This is a genomic window from Mycobacterium sp. E1747 (genome assembly GCF_001667775.1).
Lineage (GTDB): Bacteria > Actinomycetota > Actinomycetes > Mycobacteriales > Mycobacteriaceae > Mycobacterium.
Genome location: NZ_LZJI01000058.1, coordinates 1 through 14730, shown reverse-complemented (window position 1 = coordinate 14730; position 14730 = coordinate 1). Strand labels below are relative to the sequence as shown.

Sequence of the window (14730 nt, the reverse complement as noted above, 5' to 3'; positions counted from 1 at the left end):
CTCGTCGACGCAGCCGTGTTCGGGGTCCCCAACGACGAGTTCGGCGAGGAGGTCAAGGCCGTCGTGCAACCGGTCGACGGCGTCGCTCCGGGGCCCGACCTCGAGGCCGAGCTGGTCGAGTACTGCCGAGCACACGCCGCCGGCTACAAGTGCCCGCGCACCGTCGAATTCGTTCCCGAATTGCCACGGGATCCGAACGGAAAGCTGTACAAGAGACGCATCCGTGAGCGTTACTGGCAGGGGCGGGCATCGCGAATCCTATGAGCGAGGGAATGGACATGGTGACCACCCAGAAAGTCACGGCGAATTGGACTCCACTGCCGGTGCCGCTGGCTGTCCAGGCGGTCGATCGCATTCCCAAGCAGCGCTACTACGACCCGGGGTTCTACGCGCTGGAGAAGGAACTGCTTTGGCCGCGGGTCTGGCAGATGGCCTGCCGGCTCGAGGAAATCCCCAAACCCGGCGATTACGTCGAATACGAGATCCTCGACGACTCGATCATCGTGGTCCGCCTGGACGCCGGCAATGTCCGCGCCTACCACAACGCCTGCCGCCATCGCGGCGTAAAGCTGGTGGAGGGCAACGGTAATCGGCGCACTTTCGTGTGCCCGTTTCACGGTTGGTGTTGGGGTATCGACGGCCGCAACACCAACGTGGCGCGGCCCGAGGAGTTCGACGCGCACAACTTGAATCCGGACGATCTTCGCCTGGTTTCGGTGCGGTGCGAACTCTGGGGCGGATGCGCATGGATCAATCTCGACGACGACGCCCCGCCGCTGCGCGACTGCTTCGAGCCGTTCGCGTCGCTCTACGATGCCTGGAAGGTCGAGTCGCTGCGCGTGGAGTGGTGGCAGTCGTGCCGGCTGCCGGTGAACTGGAAGCTGGCGACGGCCGCGTTCATGGAGGGCTATCACGTCCCCCAGACGCACCCCCAGCTGTTGCCGTCCAGCATGCCCAAGCAACCCAGCAAGCCACCGGGGGTGGCCCAGACCAACCTGTACTTCATGCGCACGCTGGGCGAAGGCATGGCGGGGATGACGCATGAGAACGATGTCCGCATCGCCGAGGGCCTGCAGGACATGGAACTGCCGGCCGACCCGGCCGCGGCGATGGCCCTCTGGCGCAGCACCCTCAACGACGCGATCGTGCACTGGCACCGGGCCCGCGGCTGCGACATCCCCGACCTCAACGAATTGCATCGGCGCGGGATCACCGAAGCCATCAATTTCGCTTTCCCGCACTACTTTCTGCTCCCCCAGTACAGCAGCGCCTCGTCGTATCGCATCCGTCCGCTCGGCCCCGAGGAAACGCTGTTCGAGATCTGGTCCCTCACCCGCATCCCGCCGGACCAGACCACCGGCCGACCGACCCCACCGGAACCCATGGCTCCCGACGACCCGCGCTGGCCGCCGATCCCCGCGCAGGATTTCTCCAATCTGCCCAGGCAACAAAAAGGATTGCACTCCAAGGGGTTTGAATACATGCGGCTGTCCAGCCGAATCGAGGGCTTGATTTCCAACTTCGAACGCGTGATTGACGGCTTCCTGGCCGGCCTGCCGTACGACGCCCTGGTGCCCGCCATCCAGAAGACCAACAGCACCATCGACGTTCCGGTCGCGGACCTGGGTTTCGGTACGAGGGCGCGATGACCGCCCGGTGGGACCGCTCGGTCGATCTGCTCATCGCCGGCAGCGGCGGGGGCGGCATGGTCGCGGCGCTGGCCGCGACCGACTCCGGCATCGAACCGCTGGTAATCGAGAAGCAGCCCCTGGTGGGCGGATCCACCGGGCTTTCCGGTGGCATGGTGTGGCTGCCCAACAACCCGCTCATGCGTGCCGACGGCATCCCGGACTCGCACGAGGACGGCCTGGCCTACTTCGACGACGTCGTCGGCAACATCGGCCCGGCCTCATCGCCGGCGCGGCGGGAGATGTTCCTCACCGCGGGCTACGAGATGATCAACTTCCTGACCCGCAAGGGCATTCGGTTCGTGCGGTGCCCCGGCTGGAGCGACTACTACCCGAACCACAAGGGCGGCAACGAAGCCGGCCGCGCCATCGAATGCGTGCCTTACGACGCGGCCGCGCTGGGCAGCTGGAGCGGCAAGGTCCAGCCCTCGATGGCCAAGAGCTACGGCGGATTCGTCCTCAAGACCAACGAGCTGCGTTCGGTGCAGTACTTCAATCGGTCGCCGCGCGCCTTCGCCGTGGCCATGCGGGTGTTCGCGCGCACCAGGGCCGCCCGGCTCCGCCGCCGGGAAATGCTCACCAACGGCGCGTCCCTCATCGGGCAGATGCTCAAAGCCCTGATCGACCTGTGGGGCGAGCCGCCGATCTGGATCGATGCCGCGATCGAGGACCTGATCGTCGAGGACGGCCGCGTCGTCGGCGCTCGCGTCTCGCGCAATGGCACCGTGCTGAACGTCGAGGCCCGCAAGGGCGTGCTGCTCGCGGCGGGCGGCTTCAGCCGCAACGCGGACATGCGCCGCCGCTACAGCGGGGACCAGCCCAACGAGGGACACTGGTCGATCGCGAACACCGGCGACACCGGCGAGGTGTTGCAGACCGCGATCGGGCTGGGCGCCAAGACCGACCTGATGGACGAGGCCTGGTGGCTGCCATCGGTGTTCATCGCCGACGGCGGTGACGCCGCGAGGGCGCTGGGCAGCGGCCGGCAGCGACCCGGCGCCATCTACGTCGACACAACGGGCCGGCGGTTCTGCAACGAATCCAACTCGTACGTCGAAGTCGGCAAAGCGATGTACGCGAACAAGGCAGTGCCGTGCTGGATGGTCTTCGACGAGGGCTACATCACCCGATACGTGTCGGGGGCCAACCCGTTCACGAAACGGCGCCTCCCCGAAGAACTCATCACGCGCGGCGCGGTCGTCCGGGGCCAGACGATCGGCGACCTCGGGCGCCAGATGGGCGTTCCCCCCGACGCGCTCGAGCAGACGATCAAGCGCTTCAACGGGTTTGCAGCCAAGGGCCTCGACCCGGACTTCGGGCGCGGTCAGTCGGCGTACAACGACTGCCTGGGCGATCCCGGGTATCGTCCCAACGCCGCGCTCGGTCCGCTCGAGCGAGCGCCCTACTACGCCACTAAGGTCGTTCCGGCCGATGTCGGGACGTGTGGCGGCGTGATCACCAACGAGCATGCGCAGGTGCTCGACGAGGACGACTGTGTGATCGACGGGTTGTACGCGACCGGCAACATCACGGCGACGGTGATGGGCCGGAACTACCTGGGCGCCGGTGGAAGTATCGCCTACACCATGGTTTTCGGTTATGTGGCCGCCCGCCATGCCACGGGCCGTAGGGTCGCCGGCGAGCGAACCCGCTGACCCGCGAGCAGACACAAAATCGCCCGATTGAGCGCCGAAATATGTGACTTTGCGTCTGCTCGCGCTAAGAGTCCTCGTCGTGGCCGACGAACTCGCGCGGCTTCAGACCCGACTGCTTGAGCTCCGCCCGCCGGGCCTGCACGTCAGTGGCAGCGCCCACCATGTTCGTGAGAATGTGGCTGACCTGCAGGTGGACCCGCATCCCCATCAACTCCCACGCCCGCTTCACGTTGTTCTTCACCGCCATCAGCGTGGTCAACGGGATCTGGCCGATCTTGCGTGCCATCTCCTCGACGGTGTCGTCGAGGTCTTCGCGCGGCACCACCTTGTTGAGCAGGCCCCAGTCGAGGGCTTGTTGGGCGGACAGCGTCGGGGCCAAGAGCAGCCAATCCATGGTGCGATGCCAGTTCATCAGCAACCACGGCTCGATCATGGTGTGGCCGCCGGGCTCGCCGAGGCTTTGGGCGAGCGGCATTTGGAAGTACGCGTCCTCGGATGCGACGCAGAAATCGGTCAGCAGGCCGAGGTAGATCCCACCGCCCACGCAGTAGCCGTGAATCGCGGAAATCGTCGGCTTCGGGAACTCCCACAGATACAGCGTCGGCCACAGGAACAGGTCGGCCGTGCCCTTGTACAGGTCCTCGAAGGTCTCACCGAAGTCCGGGTACGGATTTTCGTCGGGGCCCCATCGGGCGACGTGTCCCCCGCAGAATCCCTTTCCGTTCGCCTTGAGGATGACGACCTTGATCTCCTTGTCACGGTCGGCTTCGTGCAGGCATTCGTCGACTTCGGTGACCAGGACCGCGTCCTTGGTGTTGGCCTTGTCGACCCGGTTCAGGATGATCCGCGCAACCGGCGGCTCGCGCTCGTAGATCACCGCTTCCAAGACCCGCCGCTCCATGTGCCTGACATTACCTTCAGACGGCCGGGCCGAACGCCGATTCGCCCAGCTCGATCGTCGTTGCGCCGGGGGCGCGTCGCCGGCGGCGAAAAAGCTTGCTACTCAGGGGCCTTGGCCGCGCGGGCCAGCAGCCAGGCGCAACCCGCGCCCTCACCGGTTGCGATCAGCTCGAGGTCGGCGAACGCCGCGGGTAGCTCACCGGCGACCGCGCGAAACGGCCCCGGGGAGGCGTCGACTTCGCTCAGCACAGCCATCGCCAGCAGCCCGCCGGGCGCCAGGCGCTCGACGATCGCGCGGTCGAGGCGACGGTCCCGGAATCGGTGGCAGAGGATGACATCCACCGGCGGCCCGGCGGGCAGCCCGCCGTCGAGGTCGACGACCTCGAATCGACACCGGTCGCCGGCCCCGGCGCGGTGCGCCAGATCCCGGGCATAGGCGACCGCCACCGGCGAGACGTCCACCCCCCGCACCTCGAGCCCGCGCGTCGCCAGCCACACCGCCGCCAGCCCCGGCCCGCATGCGAGATCGAGCGCCCTTCCCGCAGCGGGAAGGAGCTCCGCGTGGGACGCCAGGAATTCGGGCGGCCCCACCGCCTCCACCGGCGGCGGCGCCTTCGTCGCGTACCGCTCGTCCCAGCGCCGCCGGTCGGCCTCGGCCATAGGCGCCACTCTAGGTTGTTCTAGACAGGCGTCCGCCAAGCGCCGCCCGCGGACCGCAGGTCGCCCTGCCGCACGCGAGCAATGCCTTCCTACACTGGACGGGTGTCTAAAGATGCGGCGCGTCGTTCGGACCGCAGGCCGGGCCAGACGATCCGCAAAGTCCTCGACGCCGGGCTGGAGGAGCTGCGCGAATCGTCATTCGCCAATCTGACGATGCGCTCGGTGGCGACCCGCGCCGGGGTGTCGCCGGCCAGCGCCTACACCTACTTTCCGTCGAAAAGCGCGCTGGTGGCGGCCGTGTATCTACGCTTCCTGCGCGAGCTGCCGCTGCATACCGACGTCAACGAGACGACCAAGATGCGGGTCAGCGCGACGCTGCGAGACATGGCCGTGGTGGTCGCCGACGAGCCCGAGCTGACCGCCGCCTGCGGCGCCGCCCTGATGGCCGATGACCCGGCGGTCCAACCGATTCGGGAGCAGATCGGGCAGGAGGTGTCGGCGCGGATCGGGGCCGCCCTGGGGCCCGGCTGGCCGCGCGCCGTCAAATCGACGCTGCAGATCACCTTCTCCGGCGCCCTGATGACCGCCCGATTCGTCAGCTTCGATGAGATCGAGGGACAACTCGATGAAGCCGTCAACCTCATCCTGGGCGCCTCGGTCGCCTGATCGACAGTGCGGCAACGGATTAGGCGCGCGGCGGTTCGTACCGGAGGCGTCCGGCTCCTGGCCTCCTGACCTGCCCGCACGAACCGGCCGAACTTCTGCTTGCCCAGCGTCGGTGCGAGGCGTTAGCCAGCACCGATCGCCCGCCCTCAGCCGCTATGATCCGGCTGTGGGGATCACCGACTACGGGTTTGCCGCTCGATAGATGCGCAGCCACGGTTGGTCAGGAAACACGCCCGCCTCCGACGAGGAGGCGATCGAGCGCATCCTGGACGCCGCCGACCGGATCATCGACGAACGCGGTTCGGCGATGCGGATCGCCGACGTGGCGCGAGCACTCGGGGTGACCCGGCAGACCATTTACCGCTACTTCCCCGGGACGCAGGCGCTGTTGGTGGCATCGGCCATGCGGTCAGCCGATGGATTCCTGGATCGGATGGCCGCCCACCTCGAGGGCGTCACCGACCCGGTGCTGGCGATGACCGAAGGGATGGCATTCGCCATCGAAGAGTTGGCGTCGGACAACCAGGTCGAATTCGTGCTGAGTCAGCGTCAGCGGGGCGGCCAGAAGGTTTCGATCATCTCCGATACCGCCCTGGCGTTCGGCCGATCGATGCTGCACCGCTACGACATCGATTGGGAGAGTTATGGTTTCGATGAAGCCGGGCTCGATGAGTTGAATGAGTTCATCCTGCGGGTGCTGCACTCCTTCCTAGCCGACCCGGGGCGTCCGGCGCGCAGCGGCTCCGACCTGCGCCGTTACCTAACCCGCTGGCTGGGGCCGGCGATCGCCTATCCGCAACTGGTGCGGGCGATGGACGCCCTACAAACCCCCGAGCCGTCGCGCACGCCGCGGCGCCCTTCCAAGGCATCGTGACGATCGGCGACGGGCTGCGTTGACGACAACATAAGGAGCGGGCATGACCGGCCTTGGACAGATTGCGCTCAATAGCGCGCCCGTCTTCGGTGGGGCGATGCTGGCCCTCGCGGCCGGCCAGTTCCGGGGCCCTGACTATCGGGGGATCATCGCGCAGGACATGGACTTGCTGGAGCGGCTGCCGCCGGAGGCCGCCACCCGGCGCGCCGAACTACAGCGCACCATCGATGCCCGCATCGACGAGCTCATCGAGGCCGCCGACCGGGGCCGGGCCCTGCGCAAGGCGGCGTTGTCCTACCGGGGCAATTGGCGCGACGTGGTACTCCTGGTCTGCGCGGTGCTGTTCACCATCATCTGGTGGGACGTTGATCACAGCAGGGGCAACTGGCTGCCCATGTTCGTCCTGCTGATCCTGCTGACCATCGTGACGGCCGCCTACGCATTTCGCGGGGTGCTGCGCTCGGCCGGTTCGTTGGCGCACAGACAATCCCCTGCGCCCGGGGCCGACTTGCCGCGGTAGCCCGGCGTGGGCCGCCGTCGCACAACGCGCGCGCTTCGCCGGCCTGTGACAAGATCGCGCTGTGAAGGCGCATACCCTCGGCGGTCTGATTGGCGCTGTGCTGGCGCCCTTTTGGGCGCTTCCGGTTGCTCCCCTGGCGGCGGCCGATCCGTGCCCCGATATCGAGGTGGTCTTTGCGCGGGGTACCAACGAGCCCCCCGGCGTGGGCCGCGTCGGCCAGAGTTTCGTCGACACCCTGCGCTCGCATGTCGGCGGCAGGTCCCTGGGCGTCTATCCGGTCGACTACCCGGCGACGACGGATTTCCCGAGGGCGGTGGACGGCATCAGCGATGCGGGCGCGCACGTCGAACACATGGCGGCCTCGTGCCCCAGAACCAGGATGGTGCTTGGCGGCTACTCCCAGGGGGCGGCCGTGATCGGCTTCGTCACCGAAAGCTCCGTGCCCGACGGGGTGCATCTGGTGCAGGCACTGCAGCCGATGCCGGCCGGGGTTTCCAGCCACGTGGCCGCGGTCGCCCTCTTCGGAAAGCCCTCGAGCCAGTTCATGAGCATCATCAACGAGCCGCCGGTGGCGATCGGACCACCGTATGCGGGCAAGACCATCGAGTTGTGCGTACCGGGCGATCCCATCTGCTCGGACGCCAGCAATCCCCTTGCGCATCGGCAGTACGTCGAAGCCGGCATGGTTGACCAGGCGGCCGACTTCGCCGCCGGTCGCATCTAGACCAGCGCTTAGGGAGGCCGCCCCGTTCGGACCTAACCGGCGGCCCCGGCCTCGAGGACCTGGAGTGCCGCATCGATGTTGGGCATGATCGTCGGACCGTAACTGCTCACCAGCTGTCCGAGCGCGCGGGCGATGTGCGGTCCGACCGCTGCGGCGGCCAGCACCTCCTGGGCCAAGACGATGCCGTTCACCAGATGGGCGGCGCTCAGGCGGCCGTCCGGGGTGACTTCGTAACGCCAGTCGCCGATCTGCACCCGCTCCGGCTGCGACCGGAGGAAGCCGCGCCGCGCCGGAATGAGGATCACCCCCGGAACCCCGCAGAAGACCCTGAGCACCAACCCGACTCCCCCGGGACCGGCCAGCGTCGACCCGATGGCGTGACCCACTCGATCCTGATCGAGGCTCGTCATCAATCGCTCATGGGCAGGACGAACGACGGCGTGAGGGTTTGCGGTTCGCCGGAGCGACGCACCGCGGTTCCGGCCACATAGAACTCGACGGTGTGATGACCCCACGCGTAGTTCGAGATCGCGAAATGCACGCCGACGACGCCGGTTCCGCCATCGCGCTCGGCCTCGCTTTGCATGCGCGACATAGCCAGCTCCCGAGCCTGGTAGCTTCCTTGCGTCCATTGAGGCATCTCGGCGTTTCGGCCCACCTGGCTCAGCGTGCGCAGGAAGCCTTGCACGGCAATGTGAAACACGCAGTTGCCCATGACGAACGCTACCGGGGCGAATCCCGATCGCAGGAGGGTAGTCAGGTCCTGCCCGGATAGGTGGCTGGTGAACGCCTGCCCGTTGGGGCGCCGGTAGACCCCGGGCTTCTCCGTATAGCGCACCGCGGTGCCGACCGCGATGAACTCCAGATGCTCGCCCTCACCCTGATGCCGCCATTCGAGCCGGACGCCGACCACGCCGTCCGCGCCCAGCGAATCGGCCTCCGCCTGCATCCTCGACATCGCGTTCCAGCGCGCGCGATAGGTGGCATCGGTGAGCACGGGCAGTTCGGATTGCTGCCGAATGCCGGTGAACTGGTAACCGACGTGGTACACGGAGACGCCCATCACCAGTTCGATCGGCTCGAACCCGGCCCCATGCAGCAGCGCGAATTCGTTGATGGACAGGTCGGAAGTGAACACCTTGCCGGCGTGCGACAGCCGTTCGCTGGCGACTGGGTCGAGCGGGTTCGGTTGCATTGTCAAGACACCCTCCTGCGGTTCGCAGGACAGCGTATGCCGCCGGCCCGCGGCGCACACCCCCAACGTGCGACTTTCCGATGGATCGTGGGCGAAATGGCAGTGGTTCTCGAATGTCGGCCCGGGTCCGCACCGTCTCGACCACGCGGTGGCAAGATCGATTTGCTGTCCGGCGGGTCAGCGCGCGCCTCGGCTGGTCCCGATCATCGTGTGCAGTTCGTCGACCGACCAGGGTTCGGCCTCGTGGTGATCCCGGTAACCCAGCAGCCGCGGCGTCGGCCGGTCGAAGCTCCCGACGAATCCTCCTGCGGCAACGAAGATCTGGCCCGTGACGGCCCGGGCGAGGTCGCTCACCAGATACGCGTACAGCGGGGCCACGAAGACCGGCGGGGCGCTGTCCAGGGAGGCCCGCATGGTCATTTCGTCCAGCAAGCCGCGGCGGTGCAGGTCCTCGATGTGGCGTTCGTAGTCTGCGCCGGTGGACAACCGCGTTCTGGCGCCGGGACATACCACGTTGGCCCGTACACCGTGTGGCTTCAGTTCGGCGGCGATCGCCATGGTCATGGCGTTCACCGCTCCCTTGCCCGCGGGATAGCCAGTGCCGCCGTAGTCGCCCAGGAAGGCGACCGAGCTGGTCGTGACGATCGCGCCGTGTCCTTGCGCGGCCATCACACGGGCGGCCGCCCGGCACGTGTGGAACGCCGAGCCGAGGTGGGCGCCGATCAGGCGGTCGAAATCGTCCGGCGTGATGTTCAGGATCGAGGAGCCGGGCGGCTCGGCGATTCCCGCACAGTTGATCAGGGCGTCCAGCCGCCCATACGTGCGGACGCAGTCGTCGACGAGCGCCCCGGCGACGCGCTCTTCGTTCGCGGGTCCGACCACCGCGCTGGCGTGGCCACCGGACGCCGTGATGGCGGCCACGGTCTCCGCGACGGCGTCCGCGTTGCGCCCATTGACCACCACACCGGCGCCCAGGGCGCCGAGCAGTTCGGCGACCGCGCGCCCGATCCCGCGGCTGCCGCCGGCGACCACCACCCCGCGGCCGCCCAGCAGGCGCTCGGCGTCGTTCACCACCGTCGGCGCCGGAAAATGTTGTGCGCGAGAGAATCTCGGTTGCAAGCGCGTCGCGCGCCTCCGGTCACGAACATTAGGCGAACAGTACCCAGCGAACGCGGAAATGAGAACCTGCACCTTCGGCCGCCCGCCGCCGGAGAGCAGTAGTTTCGCGCCCAACGTGGCTGATCGATAAAACTACTGCTCAATGGGTCTTTGCCAAATCTATGCGATTTGCTGTGATCGCCCTGTGTGCGCGGCGTAAACGGTCGCCGACACGGTTCAGACCCGATCGGGCCAAGCGATCGCGGCCGCGCGCGATGGGGCGTATAGTCACCAGTGAAGTCCGTTCTGGACATGTCGCCGTTTAGCTCAAAGCGGCCCGTCAGCCGCACGGCTAGCTTGATATGGCTTCGGCGACAAACACCCGAGTCATGTCGCATTGGTAATCCGTGTGCGTTGGATCAGTGACCAGTCCTGCGGATAGAGGTGCGGCAAGACGGCTGCGCGCATAGCTGCTATGTCTAGCTGCACACGACTCAGAGGAGTGAGTCCGCAATGCAAAGCATTTTGAGGGCAGGAATTTTCCGGATCGACCGCGCCGACACCGGGCGCGTGCGCCTATGACCGGTGTAATGACAACTCCGCGCCCTACCGAGCGCCGCGACAAGAAAGCCGACGATTCCTACGACGACGTGGTCGAAATGTTCGTCGAGCTGCGGCGGATGCCCGCCGAGTCCCATGAGTACGGCCGCCAGCGGGAACGGATCGTGGCCCGATGCCTGCCCCTGGCCGACCATGTGGCCAGCCACTTCGCCCGCCGCGGTGAAGGCATCGACGACCTCGTCCAGGTGGCACGCCTGGGATTGATGAACGCTGTCAATCGGTTTGATCCTGACAAGGGACCCAGCTTCATCGGGTTCGCGGTCCCTACCATGATGGGCGAGGTTCGGAGGTACTTCCGCGATTACAGCTGGGGCATGCGGGTCCCGCGGCGGTTGCGCGAACTGCACGTGCAGATCAGCAGGACGACAGGTGATCTGGCTCAGAAGCTGGGGCGCGCGCCCACCGCGGGTGAGCTCGCGCAGGTGCTGGAAGTCCCTCGCGAGGAAATCGTCGAATGCCTCGTGGCGGGCGACGCCTACCGGTTGGATTCGCTGGATGCCCCGGTCGGCACCGACAGTTCGGGCACGCCCCGACTGGTCGCCGATGCGGTTGGTGGTATCGATCCGCAGATCGAGCACATCACTAACCGGGAAGCGCTGCGCGTCCTGCTCGCCGGCCTCCCCGAACGCGAACGCGAGGTCTTGCGCATGCGGTTCTTCGAATCGATGACGCAGAGCCAGATCGCCGAGCGCATCGGGGTGTCACAGATGCAGGTCTCCCGCATCCTGGCGGGCACCCTGCGCTGCCTGCGCGACCAATTGGAGTAAGGCACCCCTCATCGCCCGCCAGGGCCCTTCGGCGCCACGCCCGCGCCACGCCGCAATGTACTGTGCGATTCGGGAACGAACTCGACTGTGGCGCCGAAGGTGGCCTGGGAAGGGAGCTCGAACGATGAGGACTTCACGTACGGTGGCCGCGGGCATCGCGGCGACGACGGCGCTGACGGTGGCGATAGCGGGATGCGGCGGCAAGAATTCGACGCCTTCGACGTCCAAGCCGGGCTCGTCCAGCTCGGCTACCAGCGCTCCGAGCTCGGCGTCGTCGGCACCCGCGCAGCCGAGCGACTACACCGGGCTGCTGATCCAGGCCAGTGACATCAATGCCCCGATTCCGTTCACGGCGACCCCGCCGATCAGCAACCCCAACGGCCAGCCGGGCGTCGCGACGACGTTCAAAGACGAAGATGGCAGCCACGTCATCAAGGACACCATTCAGGTGTTGGCCGACCCCGGAGCCGCCACGAACGCGTTGAACGCGGCCAAGGGCGCGCAAGGTGACGTGATCAAGAACCCGACCACGCAAGCCGCCAACGTCGGGACGGGCGGGACGACCCTGCTGGGCAACTCCCCCGACCACAACAAGGGTGTGACCCTACTGCTGTTCACCGAGGGCAGGGCCTTCGTCACGCTGCAGTTCGACGGGCCGCCCGACACGCTGGCCCCCGCGGATTTCGTCAACGATGTCGGCCAGAAACAGGACGCGGTCGTCAAGAAGGGGCTCGGCGGCTGAGCGCTAACTGACCGTCCACACAGCGAGGAGCCCGATGACCGTCATCAACGGCATGCCGGCACATGCCCTGCTGCTGCACTTCGTGGTGGTGCTCGTACCCTTGACCGCCCTGCTGGAGATCGTGTGCGTGTTTTGGCCGACGGCGCGGCGCGGCCCATTGTTGTGGCTCGCGGTGATATCGGCCGTCGCCACCATGGTGCTGACACCGATCACCGTGAACGCCGGCGAATGGCTCTACGGCCTGAGAGCGAAACCCAGCGCCATCCTGCAAAAGCACGCCGCCCTGGGCAGCACGATGACCTATTTCTCCGCCGCACTGCTGGCAGCCGCGCTGGTGCTGGTAGTGATGCGCGTGATCGAACGCCGCTCGGACCAGACCCGCGTGGTGGTCCGGGCGACCATCGCGATATTGGTGCTCGCCGTCGCCATTTCATCGACGATCCAGATTTACCGCGTCGGTGATGCTGGCGCGCAATCGGTTTGGGGTGACGAGATCACACGTCTGCAGAAATCACACCCGGGTTAGCGGTCTTCGCGACGCCTATGCGGCGGGCGTGAGGAGAAAGAGCCGAAACTGGCGCCGGCCCGCGCGGTCCTGGGCAAGCTGGTAATTCGGCCAGTGCGCCAGCGCCATGGACCATGCTTCGTCACGTTCCGCGCCGTTGAGCAGCCGGACCGATGCGACGAACAGTTGGCCGCGCTTGCGGGCGGTAACGCGTTGTGCCGCTTTAAGGTTCGCCGACCATGACGGATGGCGCTCCCGGCCCCAGTTGGAGCCGACCAACAGCAGCCCGCCGTCGACCGGCACGTACTGCACTGTCGCCGTACGGGCGAGGCCGGTCTTGCGGCCCGGCGGTGATCTGCGTGTTCGGCAGGCCCACGAGGTCGAGCACACCGAACCGCCCGGTCGTCGCGAAGCGAAGCAGCGCCTCGAGACCCTCCGCAACAGGCCGGCCAGTCAGCACGAGCCGGCGGTAGACCATCGGATTGCGAGCCACCCGCTGCAGCGGATTCATACGCAGACTGTATTCCCAGACGGTCCGCGGAAGGCATCGGAGCGGTGAAATGACCTTGACGACTGGGAGTTTCCGGCGCCCGGGATCAGTGACGTCCTGGGGCGACTTCTCAGTCGGCGCGGTCGCGCGCCTAGAAGCACCCACGCTGGTTGCTGTAATATCTGAAATCACTTGCACCACTTTAGGATCAGCCGCCCCCGGGACGGCGATTCTTGTCGGTGGGTCCCGATAGCGTCGGGGTGTGAGTGTTGATCCGGAGGCGTTGGCGGCGGCGTTTGCCGTCATCAACGCTGTGGTCGACGATCTGGTCAGCTCGGATTGCGACGCCCTGCCCACCCGCGAGCAGCTGGCCGTGCTGGCGCACTGTGAAACCGTGCGCCGCCGGCTGCCCGCCATCGAGTACCCGCTGATCAACTCCCTGGCCCACCAGGCCACCCCCGAAGAATTGGGCGGCACGCTGGCGCACGCGATCGCCGAGGCCACACTGATCAGCCGCGCCGAGGCGTCGCGGCGGGTAAAAGAAGCGGTGGATTTGGGGCCGCGGCAGGCGTTGACCGGCGAACCCTTGGAGCCGCTGCTGCCGGCGACGGCGGCCGCCCAACGCGCCGGGAGACTCGGCGGCGGACAGGTGGCGGTGATCCGCCGATTCTTTAACCGGCTGCCCGCCTGGGTCGATGCCGTGACCCGCGCCACCGTCGAAGCCGACTTGGCCACGCACGCAACGCAGTACCGCCCCGAACAATTGGCCGAGCTCGCCGACCACATTGCCGACTGCCTCAACCCCGACGGCACCTACCGCGACGAGGACCGCGCCCGCCGCCGCGGACTCACTCTGGGCAAGCAGGGCCCCGACGGCATGTCCGAGCTGCGCGGGCTACTCACCCCCGAACTGCGCGCCACCCTCGAAGCCGTGCTCGCCAAACTCGCCGCCCCCGGCATGTGCAACCCGTTCGAGGACACCCCGTGCGTGGACGGGTCACCGAGCCAGGAGGCCATCGACCGCGACTCCCGCTCAACGGCCCAACGCAACCACGACGGACTTCTGGCAGCCTGCCGCGCCCTGCTGGCCTCGGGAACACTCGGCCAGCACAACGGGTTACCCGCCTCCATCGTCATCACCACCACATTGGCCGACCTGCAGGCCGCCGCCGGCCACGGCCGCACCGGCGGCGGGACCCGGCTGCCGATGTCCGACGTTATCCGGCTGGCCCGCCACGCCCACCATTACCTAGCCGTCTTCGACAATGCCAAGCCGGTGACGCTGTATCACACGAAGCGACTGGCCTCCCCCGGCCAACGCCTCGTCCTCTACGCCAAAGACCGCGGCTGCACCGCGCCCGGTTGCACCGTGCCCGGCTACCTCTCCGAAGTCCACCACGTCACCGACTGGGCCACATGCGGCCGCACCGACATCGACAACCTCACCTTCGCCTGCGGACCCCATCACCGCCTCCTCAAACCAGGCGGATGGAGCACCCGCAAAAACGCAAAAGGTGACACCGAATGGATCCCGCCCCCGCATCTGGAACGGGGGCAACCGCGCAGCAACACATTTCACCATCCCGAGAAACTGCTGCGCGGTGAAGACGACGATGACGACGCGG

General features: G+C 67.2%; 15 protein-coding genes and 2 pseudogenes. 11 read left to right on the top strand and 6 right to left on the bottom strand.

Annotated features, from left to right (window positions below):
* From A5695_RS06745 to A5695_RS06735, 3 genes and pseudogenes are all read left to right on the top strand, one after another.
* Nucleotides 1-264, top strand: a pseudogene (locus A5695_RS06745) (acyl-CoA synthetase); the annotation flags it as partial.
* Nucleotides 265-272: 8 nt separating this feature from the next.
* A complete protein-coding gene (locus A5695_RS06740) occupies nucleotides 273-1649 on the top strand; it encodes an SRPBCC family protein (RefSeq protein WP_068079346.1) in 1377 nt (458 codons plus the stop codon).
* Nucleotides 1646-3343, top strand: coding sequence for an FAD-binding protein (locus A5695_RS06735; RefSeq protein WP_068079345.1), 1698 nt, complete (start codon nucleotides 1646-1648; stop codon nucleotides 3341-3343). The genes A5695_RS06740 and A5695_RS06735 overlap by 4 nt, the downstream gene beginning before the upstream one ends.
* A 64-nt stretch (nucleotides 3344-3407) precedes the next feature.
* Here the strand turns inward: A5695_RS06735 and A5695_RS06730 are convergent, their stop codons facing one another.
* Both A5695_RS06730 and A5695_RS06725 read right to left on the bottom strand, forming a co-directional pair.
* On the bottom strand, nucleotides 3408-4244 hold the full coding sequence (locus tag A5695_RS06730) for an enoyl-CoA hydratase-related protein (RefSeq protein WP_068079344.1): 837 nt from the start codon (nucleotides 4242-4244) through the stop codon (nucleotides 3408-3410).
* A 98-nt stretch (nucleotides 4245-4342) separates the two neighbouring features.
* On the bottom strand, nucleotides 4343-4903 hold the full coding sequence (locus A5695_RS06725) for a cyclopropane-fatty-acyl-phospholipid synthase family protein (protein ID WP_068079343.1): 561 nt from the start codon (nucleotides 4901-4903) through the stop codon (nucleotides 4343-4345).
* An 81-nt stretch (nucleotides 4904-4984) separates the two neighbouring features.
* Here A5695_RS06725 and A5695_RS06720 point away from each other — a divergent pair, with 81 nt between their 5' ends.
* From A5695_RS06720 to A5695_RS06705, 4 genes are all read left to right on the top strand, one after another.
* A complete protein-coding gene (locus A5695_RS06720; RefSeq protein WP_068079342.1) occupies nucleotides 4985-5569 on the top strand; it encodes a TetR/AcrR family transcriptional regulator in 585 nt (194 codons plus the stop codon).
* 202 nt (nucleotides 5570-5771) lie between these two features.
* Nucleotides 5772-6443, top strand: coding sequence for a TetR/AcrR family transcriptional regulator (locus A5695_RS06715; RefSeq protein WP_068079341.1), 672 nt, complete (start codon nucleotides 5772-5774; stop codon nucleotides 6441-6443).
* A gap of 43 nt (nucleotides 6444-6486) precedes the next feature.
* On the top strand, nucleotides 6487-6963 hold the full coding sequence (locus A5695_RS06710) for a hypothetical protein (RefSeq protein WP_068079340.1): 477 nt from the start codon (nucleotides 6487-6489) through the stop codon (nucleotides 6961-6963).
* 61 nt (nucleotides 6964-7024) lie between these two features.
* Complete coding sequence (locus tag A5695_RS06705) at nucleotides 7025-7687, top strand: cutinase family protein (protein ID WP_369830161.1); 663 nt, start codon at nucleotides 7025-7027, stop codon at nucleotides 7685-7687.
* Between the two features lie 32 nt (nucleotides 7688-7719).
* Here the strand turns inward: A5695_RS06705 and A5695_RS06700 are convergent, their stop codons facing one another.
* The 3 genes from A5695_RS06700 to A5695_RS06690 form a co-directional block, all read right to left on the bottom strand.
* Nucleotides 7720-8097, bottom strand: a complete 378-nt coding sequence (locus A5695_RS06700; protein WP_068079339.1) for a DUF5073 family protein — start codon at nucleotides 8095-8097, stop codon at nucleotides 7720-7722.
* Nucleotides 8097-8882 carry a heavy metal-binding domain-containing protein gene (locus A5695_RS06695; RefSeq protein WP_068079348.1) on the bottom strand — a complete coding sequence of 262 codons (786 nt, stop codon included), beginning with the start codon at nucleotides 8880-8882 and terminating at the stop codon, nucleotides 8097-8099. Before A5695_RS06695 ends, A5695_RS06700 begins: the two co-directional genes overlap by 1 nt.
* A gap of 177 nt (nucleotides 8883-9059) precedes the next feature.
* Nucleotides 9060-9953: an SDR family NAD(P)-dependent oxidoreductase gene (locus A5695_RS06690; RefSeq protein WP_068079338.1), complete on the bottom strand. Its 894-nt coding sequence runs from the start codon at nucleotides 9951-9953 to the stop codon at nucleotides 9060-9062.
* Between the two features lie 617 nt (nucleotides 9954-10570).
* Here A5695_RS06690 and A5695_RS06685 point away from each other — a divergent pair.
* The 3 genes from A5695_RS06685 to A5695_RS06675 all read left to right on the top strand — a co-directional run bounded on the left by A5695_RS06685 (nucleotide 10571) and on the right by A5695_RS06675 (nucleotide 12636).
* Nucleotides 10571-11368, top strand: a complete 798-nt coding sequence (locus A5695_RS06685; protein WP_231974738.1) for a SigB/SigF/SigG family RNA polymerase sigma factor — start codon at nucleotides 10571-10573, stop codon at nucleotides 11366-11368.
* Nucleotides 11369-11492: 124 nt separating this feature from the next.
* On the top strand, nucleotides 11493-12110 hold the full coding sequence (locus A5695_RS06680; RefSeq protein ID WP_068079336.1) for a hypothetical protein: 618 nt from the start codon (nucleotides 11493-11495) through the stop codon (nucleotides 12108-12110).
* A 34-nt stretch (nucleotides 12111-12144) separates the two neighbouring features.
* A complete protein-coding gene (locus A5695_RS06675; RefSeq protein WP_068079335.1) occupies nucleotides 12145-12636 on the top strand; it encodes a DUF2231 domain-containing protein in 492 nt (163 codons plus the stop codon).
* A gap of 15 nt (nucleotides 12637-12651) precedes the next feature.
* Here A5695_RS06675 and A5695_RS30175 read toward each other — a convergent pair.
* Nucleotides 12652-13126, bottom strand: a pseudogene (locus A5695_RS30175) (nitroreductase family deazaflavin-dependent oxidoreductase).
* Nucleotides 13127-13367: 241 nt separating this feature from the next.
* On the opposite strand from A5695_RS30175, the gene A5695_RS06665 reads away from it, so the two are divergent.
* Nucleotides 13368-14730: HNH endonuclease signature motif containing protein (locus tag A5695_RS06665; RefSeq protein ID WP_068079334.1), on the top strand; the 1363-nt coding region annotated here is incomplete at its 3' end.

What these genes read in the sequence shown, in the direction of transcription:
- A5695_RS06685 (WP_231974738.1), top strand. Translation starts at nt 10,571, where the DNA reads ATGACAACTCCGCGCCCTACCGAGCGCCGCGACAAGAAAGCCGACGAT.
- A5695_RS06715 (WP_068079341.1), top strand. Translation starts at nt 5,772, where the DNA reads ATGCGCAGCCACGGTTGGTCAGGAAACACGCCCGCCTCCGACGAGGAG.
- A5695_RS06730 (WP_068079344.1), bottom strand. Translation starts at nt 4,244, where the DNA reads ATGGAGCGGCGGGTCTTGGAAGCGGTGATCTACGAGCGCGAGCCGCCG.
- A5695_RS06725 (WP_068079343.1), bottom strand. Translation starts at nt 4,903, where the DNA reads ATGGCCGAGGCCGACCGGCGGCGCTGGGACGAGCGGTACGCGACGAAG.
- A5695_RS06675 (WP_068079335.1), top strand. Translation starts at nt 12,145, where the DNA reads ATGACCGTCATCAACGGCATGCCGGCACATGCCCTGCTGCTGCACTTC.
- A5695_RS06695 (WP_068079348.1), bottom strand. Translation starts at nt 8,882, where the DNA reads ATGCAACCGAACCCGCTCGACCCAGTCGCCAGCGAACGGCTGTCGCAC.
- A5695_RS06735 (WP_068079345.1), top strand. Translation starts at nt 1,646, where the DNA reads ATGACCGCCCGGTGGGACCGCTCGGTCGATCTGCTCATCGCCGGCAGC.
- A5695_RS06740 (WP_068079346.1), top strand. Translation starts at nt 273, where the DNA reads ATGGACATGGTGACCACCCAGAAAGTCACGGCGAATTGGACTCCACTG.
- A5695_RS06680 (WP_068079336.1), top strand. Translation starts at nt 11,493, where the DNA reads ATGAGGACTTCACGTACGGTGGCCGCGGGCATCGCGGCGACGACGGCG.
- A5695_RS06710 (WP_068079340.1), top strand. Translation starts at nt 6,487, where the DNA reads ATGACCGGCCTTGGACAGATTGCGCTCAATAGCGCGCCCGTCTTCGGT.
- A5695_RS06700 (WP_068079339.1), bottom strand. Translation starts at nt 8,097, where the DNA reads ATGACGAGCCTCGATCAGGATCGAGTGGGTCACGCCATCGGGTCGACG.
- A5695_RS06720 (WP_068079342.1), top strand. Translation starts at nt 4,985, where the DNA reads ATGCCTTCCTACACTGGACGGGTGTCTAAAGATGCGGCGCGTCGTTCG.